Annotated in this window: 20 protein-coding genes; 4 read left to right on the forward strand and 16 right to left on the reverse strand. The window is 44.1% G+C overall.

Annotated elements, in window-relative coordinates:
* Positions 1–41: 41 nt before the first annotated feature.
* Complete coding sequence (gene htpX / locus VFW36_RS00350) at positions 42–926, reverse strand: zinc metalloprotease HtpX (protein ID WP_329656839.1); 885 nt, start codon at positions 924–926, stop codon at positions 42–44.
* A complete protein-coding gene (locus VFW36_RS00355) occupies positions 913–1398 on the reverse strand; it encodes an ankyrin repeat domain-containing protein (RefSeq protein WP_329656840.1) in 486 nt (161 codons plus the stop codon). The genes htpX and VFW36_RS00355 overlap by 14 nt, the downstream gene beginning before the upstream one ends.
* Before the next feature lie 105 nt (positions 1399–1503).
* Between VFW36_RS00355 and VFW36_RS00360 the strand changes: the two genes are divergently transcribed.
* On the forward strand, positions 1504–2700 hold the full coding sequence (locus tag VFW36_RS00360; RefSeq protein WP_329656841.1) for a tetrahydrodipicolinate N-succinyltransferase N-terminal domain-containing protein: 1197 nt from the start codon (positions 1504–1506) through the stop codon (positions 2698–2700).
* A gap of 80 nt (positions 2701–2780) precedes the next feature.
* Positions 2781–3086, forward strand: a complete 306-nt coding sequence (locus VFW36_RS00365) for a hypothetical protein (protein WP_329656842.1) — start codon at positions 2781–2783, stop codon at positions 3084–3086.
* 13 nt (positions 3087–3099) lie between these two features.
* Here VFW36_RS00365 and VFW36_RS00370 read toward each other — a convergent pair whose 3' ends face one another.
* The 12 genes from VFW36_RS00370 to VFW36_RS00425 form a co-directional block, all read right to left on the reverse strand.
* On the reverse strand, positions 3100–4560 hold the full coding sequence (locus VFW36_RS00370) for an SH3 domain-containing protein (protein ID WP_329656843.1): 1461 nt from the start codon (positions 4558–4560) through the stop codon (positions 3100–3102).
* 13 nt (positions 4561–4573) lie between these two features.
* A complete protein-coding gene (locus tag VFW36_RS00375) occupies positions 4574–5233 on the reverse strand; it encodes a S24 family peptidase (RefSeq protein WP_329656844.1) in 660 nt (219 codons plus the stop codon).
* A 353-nt stretch (positions 5234–5586) separates the two neighbouring features.
* Positions 5587–6057 (reverse strand): tRNA (cytidine(34)-2'-O)-methyltransferase, encoded by a 471-nt coding sequence (locus tag VFW36_RS00380; protein ID WP_329656845.1) that lies wholly within the window; start codon positions 6055–6057, stop codon positions 5587–5589.
* The gene (gene purU / locus VFW36_RS00385) at positions 6058–6897 is read right to left on the reverse strand and encodes a formyltetrahydrofolate deformylase (protein ID WP_329656846.1); all 840 of its coding nucleotides are present in this window, start codon (positions 6895–6897) and stop codon (positions 6058–6060) included.
* Between the two features lie 26 nt (positions 6898–6923).
* Entirely contained in the window at positions 6924–7289 is a 366-nt protein-coding gene (locus VFW36_RS00390; RefSeq protein ID WP_329656847.1) for a CiaD-like domain-containing protein, read from the reverse strand.
* Positions 7280–7528 carry a tetratricopeptide repeat protein gene (locus VFW36_RS00395; protein WP_329656848.1) on the reverse strand — a complete coding sequence of 83 codons (249 nt, stop codon included), beginning with the start codon at positions 7526–7528 and terminating at the stop codon, positions 7280–7282. The genes VFW36_RS00390 and VFW36_RS00395 overlap by 10 nt, the downstream gene beginning before the upstream one ends.
* Positions 7516–8592 (reverse strand): 3-isopropylmalate dehydrogenase, encoded by a 1077-nt coding sequence (gene leuB / locus VFW36_RS00400; RefSeq protein WP_329656849.1) that lies wholly within the window; start codon positions 8590–8592, stop codon positions 7516–7518. Before leuB ends, VFW36_RS00395 begins: the two co-directional genes overlap by 13 nt.
* 3 nt (positions 8593–8595) lie before the next feature.
* Positions 8596–9099, reverse strand: a complete 504-nt coding sequence (locus tag VFW36_RS00405; protein WP_329656850.1) for a 3-isopropylmalate dehydratase small subunit — start codon at positions 9097–9099, stop codon at positions 8596–8598.
* Between the two features lie 79 nt (positions 9100–9178).
* On the reverse strand, positions 9179–9547 hold the full coding sequence (locus VFW36_RS00410; RefSeq protein ID WP_329656851.1) for a methionine-R-sulfoxide reductase: 369 nt from the start codon (positions 9545–9547) through the stop codon (positions 9179–9181).
* A complete protein-coding gene (locus tag VFW36_RS00415) occupies positions 9547–11151 on the reverse strand; it encodes a methyl-accepting chemotaxis protein (protein ID WP_329656852.1) in 1605 nt (534 codons plus the stop codon). Before VFW36_RS00415 ends, VFW36_RS00410 begins: the two co-directional genes overlap by 1 nt.
* Before the next feature lie 159 nt (positions 11152–11310).
* Positions 11311–12099 carry a flagellar basal-body rod protein FlgG gene (flgG, locus tag VFW36_RS00420; RefSeq protein WP_329656853.1) on the reverse strand — a complete coding sequence of 263 codons (789 nt, stop codon included), beginning with the start codon at positions 12097–12099 and terminating at the stop codon, positions 11311–11313.
* Positions 12100–12116: 17 nt separating this feature from the next.
* Positions 12117–12929 carry a flagellar hook-basal body protein gene (locus tag VFW36_RS00425; protein ID WP_329656854.1) on the reverse strand — a complete coding sequence of 271 codons (813 nt, stop codon included), beginning with the start codon at positions 12927–12929 and terminating at the stop codon, positions 12117–12119.
* Positions 12930–13076: 147 nt separating this feature from the next.
* On the opposite strand from VFW36_RS00425, the gene rpoD reads away from it, so the two are divergent.
* Positions 13077–14939 carry an RNA polymerase sigma factor RpoD gene (gene rpoD / locus VFW36_RS00430; protein WP_329656855.1) on the forward strand — a complete coding sequence of 621 codons (1863 nt, stop codon included), beginning with the start codon at positions 13077–13079 and terminating at the stop codon, positions 14937–14939.
* The gene (locus VFW36_RS00435) at positions 14939–15625 is read left to right on the forward strand and encodes a hypothetical protein (protein ID WP_329656856.1); all 687 of its coding nucleotides are present in this window, start codon (positions 14939–14941) and stop codon (positions 15623–15625) included. The genes rpoD and VFW36_RS00435 overlap by 1 nt, the downstream gene beginning before the upstream one ends.
* Here VFW36_RS00435 and VFW36_RS00440 read toward each other — a convergent pair whose 3' ends face one another.
* Together VFW36_RS00440 and VFW36_RS00445 are read right to left on the reverse strand one after the other, a co-directional pair.
* Complete coding sequence (locus VFW36_RS00440) at positions 15626–16516, reverse strand: PA2778 family cysteine peptidase (protein WP_329656857.1); 891 nt, start codon at positions 16514–16516, stop codon at positions 15626–15628.
* 41 nt (positions 16517–16557) lie between these two features.
* Positions 16558–16899 (reverse strand): PA2779 family protein (locus VFW36_RS00445; protein ID WP_329656858.1); only part of this gene is annotated, 342 nt, incomplete at its 5' end.

A 16899-nucleotide genomic window follows, 5' to 3' on the forward strand; every position in this document is an offset into this window, starting at 1 on the left:
ACCCCATTTCACCCTAAAAATCGAATCCGAATAAAACGCTTCTACCGGTAATGACGCTCGTAGAGTTTGTTCTCTCTCGGTGACACTTCCCCTTTTAACGCCTCTAAACGTTCCAATCTCTGCTCCGTCGTCGGATGGGTACGAAACAAATTTCCAAACGAAATATTTTTACCGTCAAACGGGCTGATAATAAACATATGGGCATTCTCCGGTGTGGCTCCGTGAACTTCTCCCCGCGCATTGTAGTTCGAGAGCTTGATCAAAGCGTTTTGAAGCCATTCGGGATGTCCGGTGAGATATGCCGCCCCTGCATCCGCCATAAACTCCCGCGAACGACTGATCGTCATTTGGATGATACTGGCCGCTATGGGGAGCAAAATCGCCATCACGATCATCAAAATCGGATTGCCGTTACGGTTACGGTTCCCGAACATTGCCCCAAACTGCAACATATTAGCGATAAAGGCAACTGCACCCGCTATCGTCGCCGCTATGGTCGCAACGAGAATATCGCGATGACGTACATGCGAGAGCTCATGTGCCATAACCCCCTCCACTTCATCTTCATTCAATAGTTCGAGCAGTCCCGTCGTTATCGCGACCGCCGCATGAGCGGGATTGCGCCCCGTGGCGAACGCATTGGGAATATGATCGTGGATGATATAGACTTTCGGCATCGGTATATCAGCACGCTCTACCAGACGCTCTACGACGCGATAGAGCATCGGTGCCTCACGTGGATCCACCTCTTGGGCGTTATAGTGCTTTAAAATCATCGTATCGGAGAAATAATAGGCGTAAAAGTTCATCCCCCCAGCCATTACCAACGCAATCACCATCCCCCCTTGACCGCCGAGGTATCCGCCGATAAATACGAGCAGTACGCTGAGGCTACCGAGCAGTAAAAAGGTTTTAATCTGTTCCATCCATCTCCCCCTGCAACAGTGTTAAAATCGATTTTTTGTGCATTTTACGGGCATAATCGAATGCGGTGAAACCGTGATTATCCCTCGCACTTATATCCACCTTTTTTTCAAGCAATTTCTTTACCACATCGATCCGACCGTAGCATACCGCACCCATAAGCGGCGTAAACCCGCTTTTGCGGGTAGGCGTGCTCAGATCAAATCCCCCCTCCAACAACCGCTCGATCATGGTGAGGTTATTGTAGGTAACGGCAACATCAAATACGCTAACCCCTTCATTATCGATATGGCTGAGATCGGCACCGCTTTCAATCAACAGATCGATAATCTCCGCATCGCAACGGTACCGCATCGCAAAACAAATCACCGATTCGCCGTTATCTTCGTGTGCGTTTGGGTTACCGCCGTTTTTCAGATATTTTTTAATCCCGAGATAATCATTCGCTTTTAATAAACTAATCCATTGTTCCATAAACATTCCAAGTAATAATATGTAGTAGTATAACACGCAACATTCAACCCATCCATAGGCGATTGTGGTAAAATTCCTTATTAATTTTACACCAAGAGAGAAAATATGGAAATTTTAGAGACCGAAGCCGCTTTCAAAGCGTGTGTTCAAGAGATTCAAAACACCACAGGATACAAAAATCCTCTCGCATTCGGTATTTGCCGTGTTGATTTCGGTCAACTCGATAGCGATAAAATCCTCCAAGCTACATTCCCGCACATCAACTGGAACGAGAATTTCGGCAGTGCGGCAATCTTTATTAAAAGCGCTCAAGAGCAAGGGTTTAATATCGATTTTACCGCTGATGAAGTGATCATCCCCGTAACACTGAAATTTTTAGAGGGGTGTTTGAATGCCTTTACCCCGTATGCCGACGAAGCGTTCGGCGATGCACACAAAAATATCCAAGTGATCTCAGCCCTGTACAACCAAATCAAAGAACGCGGTATGCGCGATGGCGAATTCCGTCTTGTCATCCTTTTCAACGACTCAGCGTGCACGAGTGTCGAGGGAACCTATCTCAAACTTTATGGTCTCTCGACATCGAAAGCGACTCTTCGCTCACTCAACCTTAACGGTGCATTTGGTGCATTGCACAACGTTGCATGGTCGGACGGTCAACCGATCGAGCTTGAATGGCTCCGTGAAAATGAGATCGAACTCAAATTTGCCAACGAGTATCCGAAAATCGATTTCGTTGATAAATTCCCTCGCTATCTCCAGCACATCATCCCGGCCAACAATACCCGCGTATTGGATGATTCAAAAGTCCGTTTCGGAGCACAGCTCCATGCAGGAACGACGATCATGCCGGGAGCGAGCTATGTGAACTTCAATGCAGGAACCACAGGTGTCAGCATGGTAGAGGGACGTATTTCAAGCTCTGCGGTTGTGGGTGATGGCTCAGACGTCGGTGGAGGGGCTTCGATTCTCGGAGTTCTCAGCGGAACGGATGGGATCCCCGTTACTATCGGTAAAAATACCCTTTTGGGTGCAAACTCAGTAACGGGTATCGCTCTGGGTGATGGCTGTATCGTCGATGCGGGGATCGCTGTATTGGCGGGAACCAAGTTTGCGGTAAGTGCCGAAGAACTTGCAAAAATCCAAGAAGCGAACCCCTCTAAAACTCTCAGTGGGTCGAGTTTCAAAGGGAAAGATTTGGTTGGATTAAACGGTATCCACTACCGCCAAGACTCGACTACTGGGCAACTCCTCATCCGCCGCTCAACCCGTGAAGTGAAACTCAACGCCGATTTACACTAATTCGACTAATTTTAAATCCCCTATCTCCCTTAAGGTGGTGGGGATTATACTTTTATTATCTGATATACAAGGAGCTTTAGATGATAAGCTCAAACGTCTCTTCCATCATGTCCAATCAGACATGGATGAATAACAATGCTAACAATGTCGCAAACGTCAATACCGATCGCTTTGTCCCAAAAGAAACAACGATTAGTGAAACACAAAACGGCGGAACCAAAGCCAATACGGAAACAGCATCCTCAAAGGGTGGCGAAAAATCTCAAACTGATCTTTCCAAAGAGTTGAGCGAGCAAGTTACCATTGAAAAAACAGCTCAATCGAATGTTCAGGCAATCCGAACCCAAGATGAGATGTACGGCTCATTGCTCGATATTCGAGGATAGTTTTTAGAAAAAGTTATTTTTTCATCCCAGTTTTTCCTTGTCGCGCAAGGAAGACGGGTGGTTTAGTAAAAATATTCATGCTCTCTACACGCGACAGTAATTTCATCGTCGGATCAAATTCTTCCAACTCTGCGCCCAATTCCAAAGTACTGATTACCGCTTTACCGATAATATGACGCCCTTTATTCCCCATTTTATCGACCGTTCGAATACCCCAAAAATTATGCATCACCATAACGCTCTCTTGATAGGTACCTACATACAACAAAACATGCCCTTTGAGATAGATAATCGTCTCAAACGGAACCCCTTTCTCTTTGATCAAGGAGAGTTTTTCATCATTACTCAAGCCGACAAAAGAGACAACCTCACCCTTACGTGCTTGAGAGGCGGAATTTCGAGGGAGCCAAATACCAAACGGGGTCATAAAATCTCGTATCATCGAAGAGCAGTCCCTCTCACCGTACATACCGCCCCAGCCGTAGGTATTTTTGAGGAGATGGTTTCCGACTGAGATCAAATCGTTTTTGTTAAAGCGACTAACACCGATATGTGCTGAGTGTTTAGGGAGAGATAAAATTTTAATCGTGTTGTTAAAATCAACCGCCTTAACATAATAATATTCCCCCTCTTCTCTCTCTAAGGGCAAAACCATTCCGATACGAGAATACGATACAAATCGATTGTTCGCGTCATACAACGCGATATTATCTTCGGTAATAAACACCCGTTCTGATTTTTTGATCCGTAAGGCTGTCGCATCACTAATGATACTTACCCCATCGCTCGGTACCCAGCCCGAAGCATTGTTGGTAAATATATAACTCCATGCTCCGTCTTTCGAGGTGTGGGAGACAAAGATAGGTTCATTGTAGTTGACGCTGCTGTTTTGAAGAAGATCGAACGGATAACCGTCTCCCGCTTTAGACGGATCTTTATAAAGAGGCTTGTCCGTTGGAAAAGCCCGTATATTCATCCATTTAAGGGTAATAGCTTTTTGATTGATAGAGCCATAGCTTTCGAAATTAGACTGATTTTTTATCCCCTCAAACCATGAGGGTGCTACAGGCACCAGATTGTTTCCGTATCCTCCACGAAATGCACGTAACGGCCATGAGACCTCTTGCACTTTTTGAGGGGTATTGGTGTAGCTCCACGGTGAAAAATAACGTTCATCAAAAGTCATTTGGACATCAAGTAAATTTTCCCTATCTGCGCCATTTAACTCTACATAGGGGGCCATTGTTTGTTCATATCGTTCCAAATCATTTACCTTCGGACCGTATTCGGGAAGTTTGACATCAAGATCTTGGGGAAGCATACAGCAAAAAGGATCAGATAAAGCACTTTGATTAGTGTCATTTTTGGAAAGCAAAGCCAATGGTTTGGGTTGAGGCTCAGAGACAGGGGTATGGGTACTACATCCCCCCAATGCCATTAACAATATCCCGCTCATCCAATACGTTGTTTTCATTAAAATTCCACTTTTATTCGACTCCGCCGAATCGCCCTACTACTCTTCCGATAATTTCTACTTCATCTTTTCGGGCGACATAGGTCGGATAGTCTTTGTTATCTGAAATAATATCAAGTTTACCATCAATCCGAACTTGCAATCGTTTAATAAAGAGTCCGTGTTCGGTGCGAATCGTAAAAATACCGCCACGGCTAATATCGGTTTTTGAACGGTTGATAAAAATAATGTCGTTATAGCTGAACGACGGCTCCATCGAGTCACCCGATACGTTTATCGCTTCAATATGACGTAGCTCTTTTTCGCCTCCCAAGGAGAGGACAAAATTATCTTCGAGCATCAGAGGTTCATATTCCAATTCTTCATTATCGGCGCCTCCCCCTGCTGAGGCGTTGACCGAAGAGAAATAACGTACCATATAAAAACGGTTGGTCGGTTCTATAAGACTCTCAGGAGACTGATTGTAAAGCAACCAGTTAATAGCAATAGAGCGCTTGGCACAGAAATCAAGCAATTCGTTAAAAGGGATCTTATTACGTTTTTTCATCGTAGCAAAATTCATCTGCGTTATCTCAAGCATATCCGCGACATCTTTATCAAACACTTTTTTTTCGGGAAACTCCGAAGAGACAATATCTTTTATAGTCTCGACAATATCACTGAATGTTTTCATATTGTAATCCTTTTGAATTATCGATGTGTTATTGTAGGTATTATGACACAAAAAAAGAATTTATATTGCAAAATGTCATATTATTTAAACTATTTTCAAAATTATTCTACGATTTGCCTAATTTAAGTCAAGGAGCTGACAATGGCAAAAGTAATTCGCCAAGCAAACGGATGGATGGATAAATTTGAGCGAAAAATGGGAATCTGGGCAGAGAAGATTTTTTAGTCTAACTATTTCTATCTTGATCTTCTTTTTCCATTTTATCCAAACGGGAAAGATGATAGCCTCTAAATATATAAACTAAAAAAAGAACGAATAGTACGATTACCATCGTATCAAGTATTTGCATCATGTTACATCATCTTTCGGTAAGAGTTAAAATTTTGTTTGATCGCTTCATAGAGGATGATGCCGCTGCTAATCGCCAGATTGAGACTTCGCCCCTCTTTGGTCATCGGAATCGTCATCGTCTGTGCGGGATACGCTTCTAATATCTCCGCGGGGATCCCTGCGGTTTCACTTCCGAAAAAGAGGTAATCCCCCTCTTGAAACGGATGTTCGAAATAAGGTCGGTCGGTTTTAGTCGTCGCAAAGAAAAAACGATCCCTCGTCGGATGAGCTTCCATAAACTCATCGATATTCTCCCAGACATGCAAATCAATTTTATGCCAATAATCCAGACCTGCCCGTCGCACCGCTTTTTCATCGATGTCAAAACCGATAGGCTTAATCAAATGGAGCGAAGAGCCTGTATTGACACAAAGCCGTCCGATGGCACCCGTGTTATTCGGAATCTGCGGATGAACTAAAACGATGTTAAACATTTAGAAAATAATCGTTTTGTTGGTATGGACAAAAATTCGATCTTCCAATGCCAATTTAAGGGCTTTGGAGAGGACGATTTTCTCGACATCACGCCCTTGACGTTGCATCTCTTCCCAACCGTGTGCGTGGTTGACATGGATTACGTCTTGGGCGATAATCGGCCCTTCATCTAAATTGTTATTGACAAAGTGAGCCGTCGCACCGATAATTTTTACACCCCGTTCATACGCTTGCTTATACGGATTGGCTCCGATAAATGCAGGAAGAAACGAGTGGTGGATGTTGATGATTTTATCCTCATACGCTTCGACAAATCGGGGAGTCAATATCCGCATGTATTTTGCCAATACGATGTAATCGATCTCGCCGAGCGCACCGAGCTGTTCTAGTACACGACGTTCATGTTCATCACGATCACACCCCTCGTGCGACACGGTATAAAAAGGGATATTGAATTTGGAAACCAACGGTTCAAGTAAATTATAATTGGAGACAACTCCGACTATATGGCAATCCAGTTCACCCGCTTCGTATCGGATCAAAATATCCCCTAACGCATGTGATTCTTTAGTCGCCATCAAGACTACCCGTTTTTTACGCGGTGCGATCACTTCGAGATGAGCATAAGAGGGGAGAACGGCACGCAGTTCATTTTCCAGCATATCGGGAGAAATTTCACCGGCGACAACACTGCGCATAAAAAATTTATTGTGTGCCTTGTCTACAAATTCGTTGTTGGAAATAATGTTCAGGTTGCGGTTAAAAAAGACCCCTGATACTTTGTATACCAGCCCTTTTTCGTCATTACAATCGATCAATACACGGTAGTGTTCAGTCATTCATTCATCCTCATCTAAAAACGCGTTTATGATTCTTTTATAGTTTCCAAACGATTATCAATCGTGGCAAGCAGATATTCAAAAAAGTTGAGTGTCAAATCGACTTTGGCTTCGATCTGTTTGTTATTGGGGGACTGAAATCCTTCGAACAAAACCAATAATCGTTCGCGTATCCCCTCTAACATTCGTGCTTCATCATCACGGACGACGTGTACCGTCTCTATCACTTTTTCAACCGTTTCGATCATCGGTTTTGGCTGAACAACGATAGACTCTTCTTTTGGGAACGGTTTTTCTTCTTTCGCTTTATGAGACTTTTCTATCGGTTCAGGGGCGGTGGTCAGCTCTTCAATCTCGGCTAATGTGGATAAAATAACATCTTTTAGTTCCATGCGCGCAATAACCACCTTTCAAATTGGATAAATTCAGCCTCTTCTTCCATATCGATGAAAAAAGTTTTCATTTCGTTGTTGACCCCTAAAAACTTTTTACGCATGCCGGAGAGTCGGCGAATAGCGATTTTAGCATCGGCATTATTGGGATCTTTTTTCAAAATCTCTTTGTAAATTTCAAGGGCATCCTCTTTGAGCCCTTGAAGCTCGTAAATATTGGCGAGAGTTAGAGTTTGCATTTTGCGGCAAAATTAGCGATGATAGAACCCATCTCGCTGGTAGAGCAAACTTCTTTAGCATCAAAACCCGCAATGTCTTTCGTGCGATACCCCTCTGCAAGCGCTTGCTTGATACCGTAGTCGATACGATCCGCCGCACGGTTTTCACCCAATGCGAAGCGAAGCATCATCGAAGCACTCGCGATCGTAGCGATAGGGTTGGCGATCCCCTGCCCTGCGATGTCCGGAGCAGAACCATGGATCGGCTCATACACACCGATTGCAGCACCGACCGAAGCCGATGGCAACAATCCGATCGAACCGGAGAGCATACTCGCCTCATCACTCAAAATGTCACCGAAAATATTTCCGGTCAAAATAACGTCAAACTGTTTCGGATCACGGATCAACTGCATCGCCGCGTTATCGACGTACATGTGGCTTAGTTCCACTTCCGGATACTCCTTCGCCACCTCTTCGACCACTTCACGCCACAATTGGCTTACGTCCAATACGTTCGCTTTATCGACTGAACACACTTTTTTAGAGCGTTCCATCGCGATTTTAAATGCGACATGGGCGATACGCTCGATTTCGGGACGGGTATAGACCATCGTGTTCCATCCGCGGTTCTCATCTCGCCCTTTCGGTTCTCCGAAATAGATCCCGCCGATCAACTCGCGGACAACCATCAAATCGACCCCTTTGACGATCTCAGGTTTCAACGAACTGGCATTGACGAGTTCATCATAGACGTTTGCAGGGCGTAGGTTAGCAAATACCCCTAGCTCTTTTCGGAAACGGAGCAATCCGCTCTCAGGACGTTTTTCTCTCGGGAGGGTATCCCATTTAACTCCGCCGATAGCACCAAACAATACGGCATCACTTGAGAGCGAAATATCAATCGTCTCTTGCGGCAGTGGATCGCCCACAGCATCGTAAGCACATCCGCCCATAAGGGCTTCTTGGTAGTTAAACTCCAAATTCTCGCACGCCGCTACCGCGTCTAAAACTTTGACCGCTTCATCCACGATCTCAGGACCGATTCCGTCCCCTTTAATAAGCGCAATTTTATAACTTTTCATCAATTATTTCTCCCGTGCCGCAATTTCAGCTTCTGCATAATTCATCAAACCGCCTGCAGCGATCAACTCCTGCATAAACGGCGGAATCGGAATAAAGTTGTACACTTTTCCGTTCGTCGTATTGGTGATGGTTCCCGCATCCATATCGACACTGACCGATTCACCCTCTTTGATCTCTAAACTCTCAGGAAGTTCGAAAATCGGCAATCCCATGTTAAACGCATTGCGGTAAAAAATACGGGCAAACGTCGGAGCGATAACCGCAGCAACACCCGCTGCTTTAAGGGCGATAGGGGCGTGTTCACGAGATGAACCGCATCCGAAGTTCTCATCGGCAACAATGATGTCACCCGGAGTCATTTTGCTCACAAACGTCGGATCGGCATCTTCCATGACGTGCTTGGCAAGCTCTTTTGGGTCTGAGGTGTTGAGATAACGGGCGGCGATAATAAGGTCGGTATCGATGTCTTTACCGAAATTCCAAACTTTACCTTCAATTTTCTGCATCAAAAATCCTAATGGTTACGTAAAATTAGGGGGATTATAGCCTATAAGAGTTGAAAGAGTTTTAAATCCCTATAGAGTCTCACTTATCTGATAGAAATTTTATGGATGTATAGTTGACACAGTGACGAGTATTTTTCGCCGTCATGTGCTCTCCGACAAACACATGTCCCAAATGTCCTCCGCACGCGGCACAAATAATCTCTACACGCCGTCCGTCAGCATCAGGTACTCGTTTTACCGCTCCCGCAATCTCATCCTCAAAACTCGGCCAACCGCAATGAGAATCAAATTTATGTTCCGATGTGTACAAAGGAGCATTACATTGCCGACAAATATAGACGCCCTCTCCTTCTCGCAAAAAGGTCTCATAATTTGCCCCGTAAGGACGTTCCGTCCCTTTATGGAGAAGAACATACTCCTCCTCAGGCGTTAAAGTATTGTAACTCATCACGATGTCTTAAACTGATCTAATGATTGGCTGAGACTCTCTGCCCGTTTTGCCAAATGTTCTGCCGCCGCCGCTATCTCTTCGACACTTCGAGCGTTTGTAAGAGATAAATTATTGATCGTATTGATTTGATCAATCACCTCTTTTGTTTTTGTATTCCCGAATGAGGCATCTTCTGCCGTTTGATTGGCTATTTTCGCCGCATCCGCGATAATAGTGACCGTTTTGTTCATTGTCGTTTCGACCGCTTTGGATCGAGTCCCAAGTTCTTCAAGTTTTTTGGCACTTTTCGACATAGCCTCGGTAACATCCATAACCGATTGAACGATCACTGACACGGTAGCATTGCTTTCGGTCAAACTTTTCTGGGTTCTCTCTGCCAATTTTCTCACTTCATCGGCGACCACCGCAAACCCTTTTCCCTGTTCCCCTGCACGAGCCGCTTCAATCGCGGCATTGAGTGCCAGCAGATTCGTCTGATCGGCTATATCGGTGATAACGGAGAGAACCGTTTTTATTTGCTCCGCTTCGCTAGAGAGTCGCTCCAGCTGTCCTGACATCTCCATCTGTTCGGCAACGATAAGTTGCAATGCTCCTGAGACGGACAAGACATCTTTAGCGGCATCGGATACTTCGTGGGACGCTTCATTGATCTCCACTTCCGCTTTTTTGGACTCATCTTCACTATTGGTCAATAGTTCAGCTACCGCATTTGAGCTTTGCTTGGTCTCATCCACAACGTTGGAGGTGTCTTCCGTCCGTTTGCCTATTTGTAGACTGGTCGCGGATAACTCTTCCGCCACCGAGGCATTTTCGGTTGCCGATCTTTTTGCAGCGTCTATCGCTACGGCGAGTTCATGCAACAGCATATTCACAGATACCATCGTTTCGGCGATTTCGTCTTTGGTACCTGTTTCTATTTTTTTAGTGAGGTCTTTTGTATTCATAATCTCCTCACACCCTTTTTTGGCGGCGGCAATGGAACGGTTGATTGATCTTAACACCAGTAAAAACGTTCCGATAGAGAGTATCACAATAAGTGCAACCGTTATTTCAGAGGAGACGGAGCTGTCTTTTATATATTTTAGATTCCTTTTTTCTACCCCTTCTTTAAAAATAGAAATTTTTTCCTCGATAATTTTATATCGATCGGCTGACAATCGCGTAAGGGTTGCTAATTTTTTCCCGTCTTCCGTGATAGAAAACGCATCGCTGTTGATCTCCTTTTTATATTTTTTGATAATGTCCATTCGTACATTGTTGCTCTCTTTCCATTCTTTGATCAGAGCCAATATCTCTTTGATCTGTTCTTTTGCCTCCGCAGCACGGGATTGCGCAGAAAGTGCATTTAAATTTTCGACAATAGAGAGATACTCTTTCTCGTAATTTTGGGCAAAACGATCATCAAAAAGGAGTTGATACCCTCTTAGATTCATCATAAGTTTCGCTTCGGACGTTTCCAGTTTCCCTATGTCACCGACCCTTTTTACCGCTCTTGCCGCATCGGAGTTCCCTTTCATGGTCAAATAGGCAATGACAGCAAACCCTGCTATCAATAATGCAAAGAAAAGGGTTAATTTGCTTTTTATGGTTCCAAGATTCATGTTAGCTCCTACATAGCGTGGTATCCAAAAATTATATTCCCTTTCTCTTAATGCATTCTTTTGTACAAAATAGAACAATAAATGGTTTTGAAAAATAGTTTCTGAAGTGAAGAGAAAAAAGAGTCGGTGCTCTAGTAAGCACCGAGTAAGAGGAGTCTATTAGCGTTTCAATCCGTTGGTGGTTGCGAGCATTTCATCACTGGTGGTAATAACTTTGGAGTTGGCATCGTACGCGCGTTGCCCTGTAATCAAATCGGTGAGCTCAACGACCAATTGAACGTTTGAAAGTTCCACAAATCCCTGACGGATATTTCCAAGACCGTTTTCTCCCGGAGTCCCCTCAACCGGTTGACCTGAGCTATCGGTTTCGACGAAGATATTATCCCCCATCGCATGCAAACCGGCCGGATTGATAAAACTGGTCAAAGAGATCTGACCGATTTGCGTTGCTTGCGCTTGTCCGGATTGGGTAACGCTGACAATACCGTCGACTCCGATACTGATATTTGTGGCATCTTCCGGTACTACAACTTCAGGAATAACGGTATAGCCGTCCGAGTTGACCAACGTTCCGTTCTGATCCACTTTGAACGATCCGTTTCGAGTATAGACTTCCGTTCCGTTTGGAAGCTGAAGTTTAAAAAACCCTTTTCCCGTAATCGCAAGATCGAGTGTATTATCCGTCTGCTTCAAGCTCCCTTCCGTAAAGATTTTGTTGATCGCGGTAGGACGAACCCCAAGACCCACTTCAATCCCCGTCGGAGATTTTGTCGTATCACTGGTAGATGTCCCCGCATAGGTCATAACTTTGTACATCAAGTCGGCGAATTCGGCACGAGATTTTTTATACCCCATGGTGTTAACGTTGGCAATATTATTCGCAGTCGTATCAATCTGACTTTGCATGGCCAGCATTCCGGTAGAACTGGTATAGAGTGATTGCATCATTGTCTTATCTCCTTATCTTATCGACGTGTTACAGCTAATTTTTCAATCGCATCTTTATTGAGATCGTTCATTTGCGAATCCATCGCTTTTTGATACATCCCCACCAAACGGTTGGCCTCAACCAATGCAATCATTTCATTGACCGCATTGACATTGCTTTTTTCAATAAACCCTTGCATGACGCTTCCGCTCTCAGCCTTAGGATTCAAAGGATCGGCAGCATCAGGAGCATAAAGGTTTTCCCCCTCTTTTGTGAGCATACGAATATTCTGCGGTTCGACAATTAAGAGTTTTTTATTCGCCACCATTTGAGTCGATCCCGGAACATTGGTAGAAATCTGACCGTTTTTATCAATGGTAATTACACTGTCTTGAGGATTAAAAACAATCGGTGTTTTATCAGCAGAAAGAACCTCATGCCCCTGTTTGTTAACCAACTTTCCCTCATCATTAATCGTGAAAATACCATCTCGGCTCAAACGTATCCCCTGAGGTGTTTTAACCGCAAAAAATTGCCCCTCTTTTGATAAAGCCAAATCAAACGTATTATCGGTTCGTTGTAATGAACCCAGACTATGATCGGTATAGGCATCGGTGATCTGAGGGACTCGACTCATAGAACGATTAAAATACTGAGCGGCTTCTTCAGTGTTGTTGGCAATCGGAAGCTCACTTTGCGCCGTTTTATAGAGACGCGCAAAATCACCCGTAATCAATTGATCTCGTTTGAATCCCGCAGTATTGGCATTGGCAAGGTTCGACGCAATCGTGTCCATACGATTAAACTGCGCTACCATTCCCCCTGTTGCCGCATAATATCCGGTCTGCATTTATCATCCTTGTGGAGTATTGAGGTTTAGTTAGCAACAAGTGTTCCAATCTGCACATTAAGCACCTTCGCATAATTGGAAAAAGCTATTTAAGCAAAATCTCGGTATAATCCACATCTTTTTAAACGTCAAGGGAGCCCTCCACGTATGAGTGTCAAAGATCTAAACAAACATCTCGAAACCCTATTTACCGAACATAAATCCAAAAATTGTCTCACGTACGAAACAATTGTCGATCCTTTTGACAAACAACCTACCCTTGCCCAAGCCAAAAACATCCTAAAATTGGCGCAAAAACACAAAATTTGTCTTTTTACCTCTTCCGAACACGCCAAAATGCTCAATCAGCAAGAGGCAGCGGCCAAGCGTGCCGCTCAACTTAAATACATCGAAGAGGCTACGGGAGACGAGTTTGATATTCTCAAACAACATGAGCTCCTCGAGTGGTCACGATCGGATTCTCCGGTACGTATGTACTTGAGAGAAATGGGGCAAATTCCCCTTTTAACCAAAGAAGAAGAGGTTGAAATCTCCAAACGAATGGAGATGGGTGAGGGAATCATCATCGATGCGATCTGCTCCGTTCCCTATTTGATCGATTTTATCCTCGACTACAAAGACCCTTTGATCAACCGTGAACGTCGCGTTAAAGAGCTTTTCAAAAGTTTTGAAGACGAGAACGAAGATGAAAATGATGATGAGGGGGATGATGAAGGGGATGATGAAGAATCAACTGAAAAAGCCCCGTCACTCAAAGACAAGAAACGGGTTGAAAAAGTCGTAACCTCGTTCAAAGCGCTCGAAAAGGCGAAAAAAGAGTGGGTAAAAGCGACCGAAAAAATGTTGGAAGAGCGCACTATCGATGAGATGGATGCGGAATACGTCCTCTTTTTTCTCAATGTCAGCTTCAAGAAAAAAATGCTCAAAGAGGCGTTGTTAGATCTCGGACCGACCTCTAAGCTCATCAACGAACTAGTACGCTCTATGGAGACCGCTCTACGAAGTGACGAGGGATTTGATCGTGAATTGAAACGTTTGGAATACAAACTTCCCCTCTTTAATGATCAACTCAAGAAAAACCACATTTTGATTTTGAATAAAATCTGTGATTTAACCAAAGAAGAGATCGCGACCAAAGTGCCTGAAGCGACCATGGTCAGCACCTATATGGAGATCAAAAAACTGATCCAAACCAAAGAGGCTTCCAAAGGGGGCTTCAATATGGAGCCTGAAAAACTCGCCGATATTTTGGAACAGATCAAACGGGGTAAAAACATCTCGGAAGTCTCCAAAACCCGTATGGCGAAATCAAACCTTCGTCTCGTTGTATCGATCGCAAAACGTTACACCAACCGTGGTTTACCATTCCTTGATTTGATCCAAGAGGGGAATATCGGGTTGATGAAAGCGGTCGATAAATTCGAGTACCAAAAAGGGTACAAATTCTCGACCTATGCAACATGGTGGATCCGTCAGGCAATCAGCCGCGCTATCGCCGATCAGGCACGTACCATCCGTATCCCGATCCACATGATCGAGACGATCAACCGCATCAACAAAATCATGCGTAAACATCTCCAAGAACACGGAAAAGAGCCGGATGTCGAAACCATCGCGGAAGAAGTGGGTTTGTCGGTTGAAAAAGTTAAAAACGTTATCAAAATCACCAAAGAACCGATCTCTCTCGAAGCCCCTATCGGGAATGAAGAAGACGGCCGTTTCGGTGATTTTATCGAAGACAAAATGTCTCTCTCACCGTCTGATGCTATTTTGAAAGACGATTTGAAAGTCCAAATCGAAAGTGTTCTCGAACAGCTCAACGAGCGTGAAAAAGCGGTTATCAAAATGCGTTTTGGGATCATGGATGATGAAAGTGACCGTACCCTCGAAGAGATCGGAAAAGAGCTCAACGTTACCCGTGAGCGTGTCCGTCAAATCGAAAGCAGTGCGATCAAAAAACTCAAACACCCTAAAGTGGGTCGTAAACTCAAAAACTATATCGAGGACTGATGACATTCGATCAGCAGTGGATTGAGTACGATTTCAATCCGTTTATCCTTTTCAGTTCAAGCGGAAAGATCGTATCGCTCAATACTGAGGCACAGTACCTCCTCGGTGCTATCGAAGCGTCGGCTATCTATAAAATCGCTACGACTTATGCGAGTTCTTCATTCGGATTCAAAACTACCTTTTTAGAACTCGAATTCGGACGATTCAAATTTTTCGGTATTACCGTCGGCTATGAAGATGAAGAGCAGATCGGTATCCGCCTCTATCAGCTCCCCTCGTTTCAATTCACCGCTCAAAAACCCAACGGTCAGCTCGTAAATGTTTACACCCTTATCGATTTATGTATCAGTTCCAACTCGATCGGTTCTCAAACAAAATACACCAAAGAGCTCGATCCGACGATTCCGGAAATACGGTTGCAAACCGAATGGTTTATCAAACTTCTCAACAAAGTTTATACCTCTATGGCGGGGAATGAGAAAATCATTACGCGCCTCTTTTTCCGTGTCGGGGAACATATCAAATTTGAAGGGGAGAAATATTCCCTCTTCTCCATCGAAATTTCATCGGAAACGATTAACCGCAGATACCTCTCCGAAATCACCCATTTAGCAGAAGAAAACAATCTCTTTGTCGATATAAAAGAGCAACGTATTACGATCAATGTTCCGATGATCGTGAAATAATTACTTTTTCATAATCTCTTCACGCGTGTCTCGGAGCATATTTTGAATTTCTTTCTCCTTGCTTGACGCAGAATCTAACAACTTTAATCCTTCCGTTTTTCGTCCCGTTTCCGATAACAGTATCGCTAAATTATTAATCGCAAGGGGATGTGATGGATCGCTCACTAAAAATCGTCGATAACTCTCCTCAGCCTCGCGCATACGATGCACACGATAATAACTGTTTGCCAGAATCAAAGATATTTCCGCTTCTTGAGGCCATCGGATTAATGCACTTTGATAGCTTTGTATTGCTTCATTGACCATACCGATTTTTTCCAATTCATACACGGCTCGCACGAATTTTTTTGGTGATGCTGATGCAGGTATCTCACCCGGCGGCAGAAGTACAACCCCCCAATTCCCACTGCGTTTCCACATCTCAGCAAAGGTTTCAATCGCTATCGGTTCATTTGGCTGATCGGAAAAATGGGTTAAAATCTTACGCGTCGTCCCTTCATAACCGTTCACGGGGAGATAGTGCCACAGGGGATACCATGAATAACTCCGATTGATCAATACGAGAACGGGATGATGTGCATTTAGTTCGCTGAACAATGCTTCGAAATTCGGTTCCATTGGATAAGCGATCAGTCCGTTGGCACGCGCGGCTGTTATCATTTCTGCTTGTAGAGTCCCCTCTTTTTGCGGGATAAAAGTCCGTTGATCGAGTTCTTGTATCGACAATTTGGAAGTATATTCGCTATTACTCTGCCAATATTCTGAAATCATTTGGATAGAAGTTGAACCGCATAAATTTTCTCGCGGGGGAATAAAAGGGACATTGATTGAAGCGGATGGATATACGATTCCCCGAGGAAGGGGATCTTTGGGAACACAACCGCTCAACATAAAAATTGATACGATTGTACCTAAAAATCTTCTGAGCACGTTTAACGTACTGAACGGGTAAAATTAAACACTTTCGTAAATCCGAGAATGTCAGTTATCAATAAAACAATAAAAATAAATATTGCCGCACCGATAAGCCCTCCGGCATCACCTCCGGCCGGTAACGTATCGATTTGAGATGCAATGGAGTTGATTTCATCATCACTCAGCGATGCTATTTTGGTTTCAATCATTTTAGGATCGACTCCCATTTGTTCAAATGATTTAGCAACGTCCTCGCGTGCAACAAATTGAGAAACTTTTTCGTGTGAAGAGACGACCGAAGGCGTTCCTAATACGAGTTCTGTCGAAGCGATTTGACCCCATGAAACCTGAGCGAATAC

It is taken from the genome of Sulfuricurvum sp., assembly GCF_036279695.1.
Taxonomy (GTDB): Bacteria; Campylobacterota; Campylobacteria; order Campylobacterales; family Sulfurimonadaceae; genus Sulfuricurvum.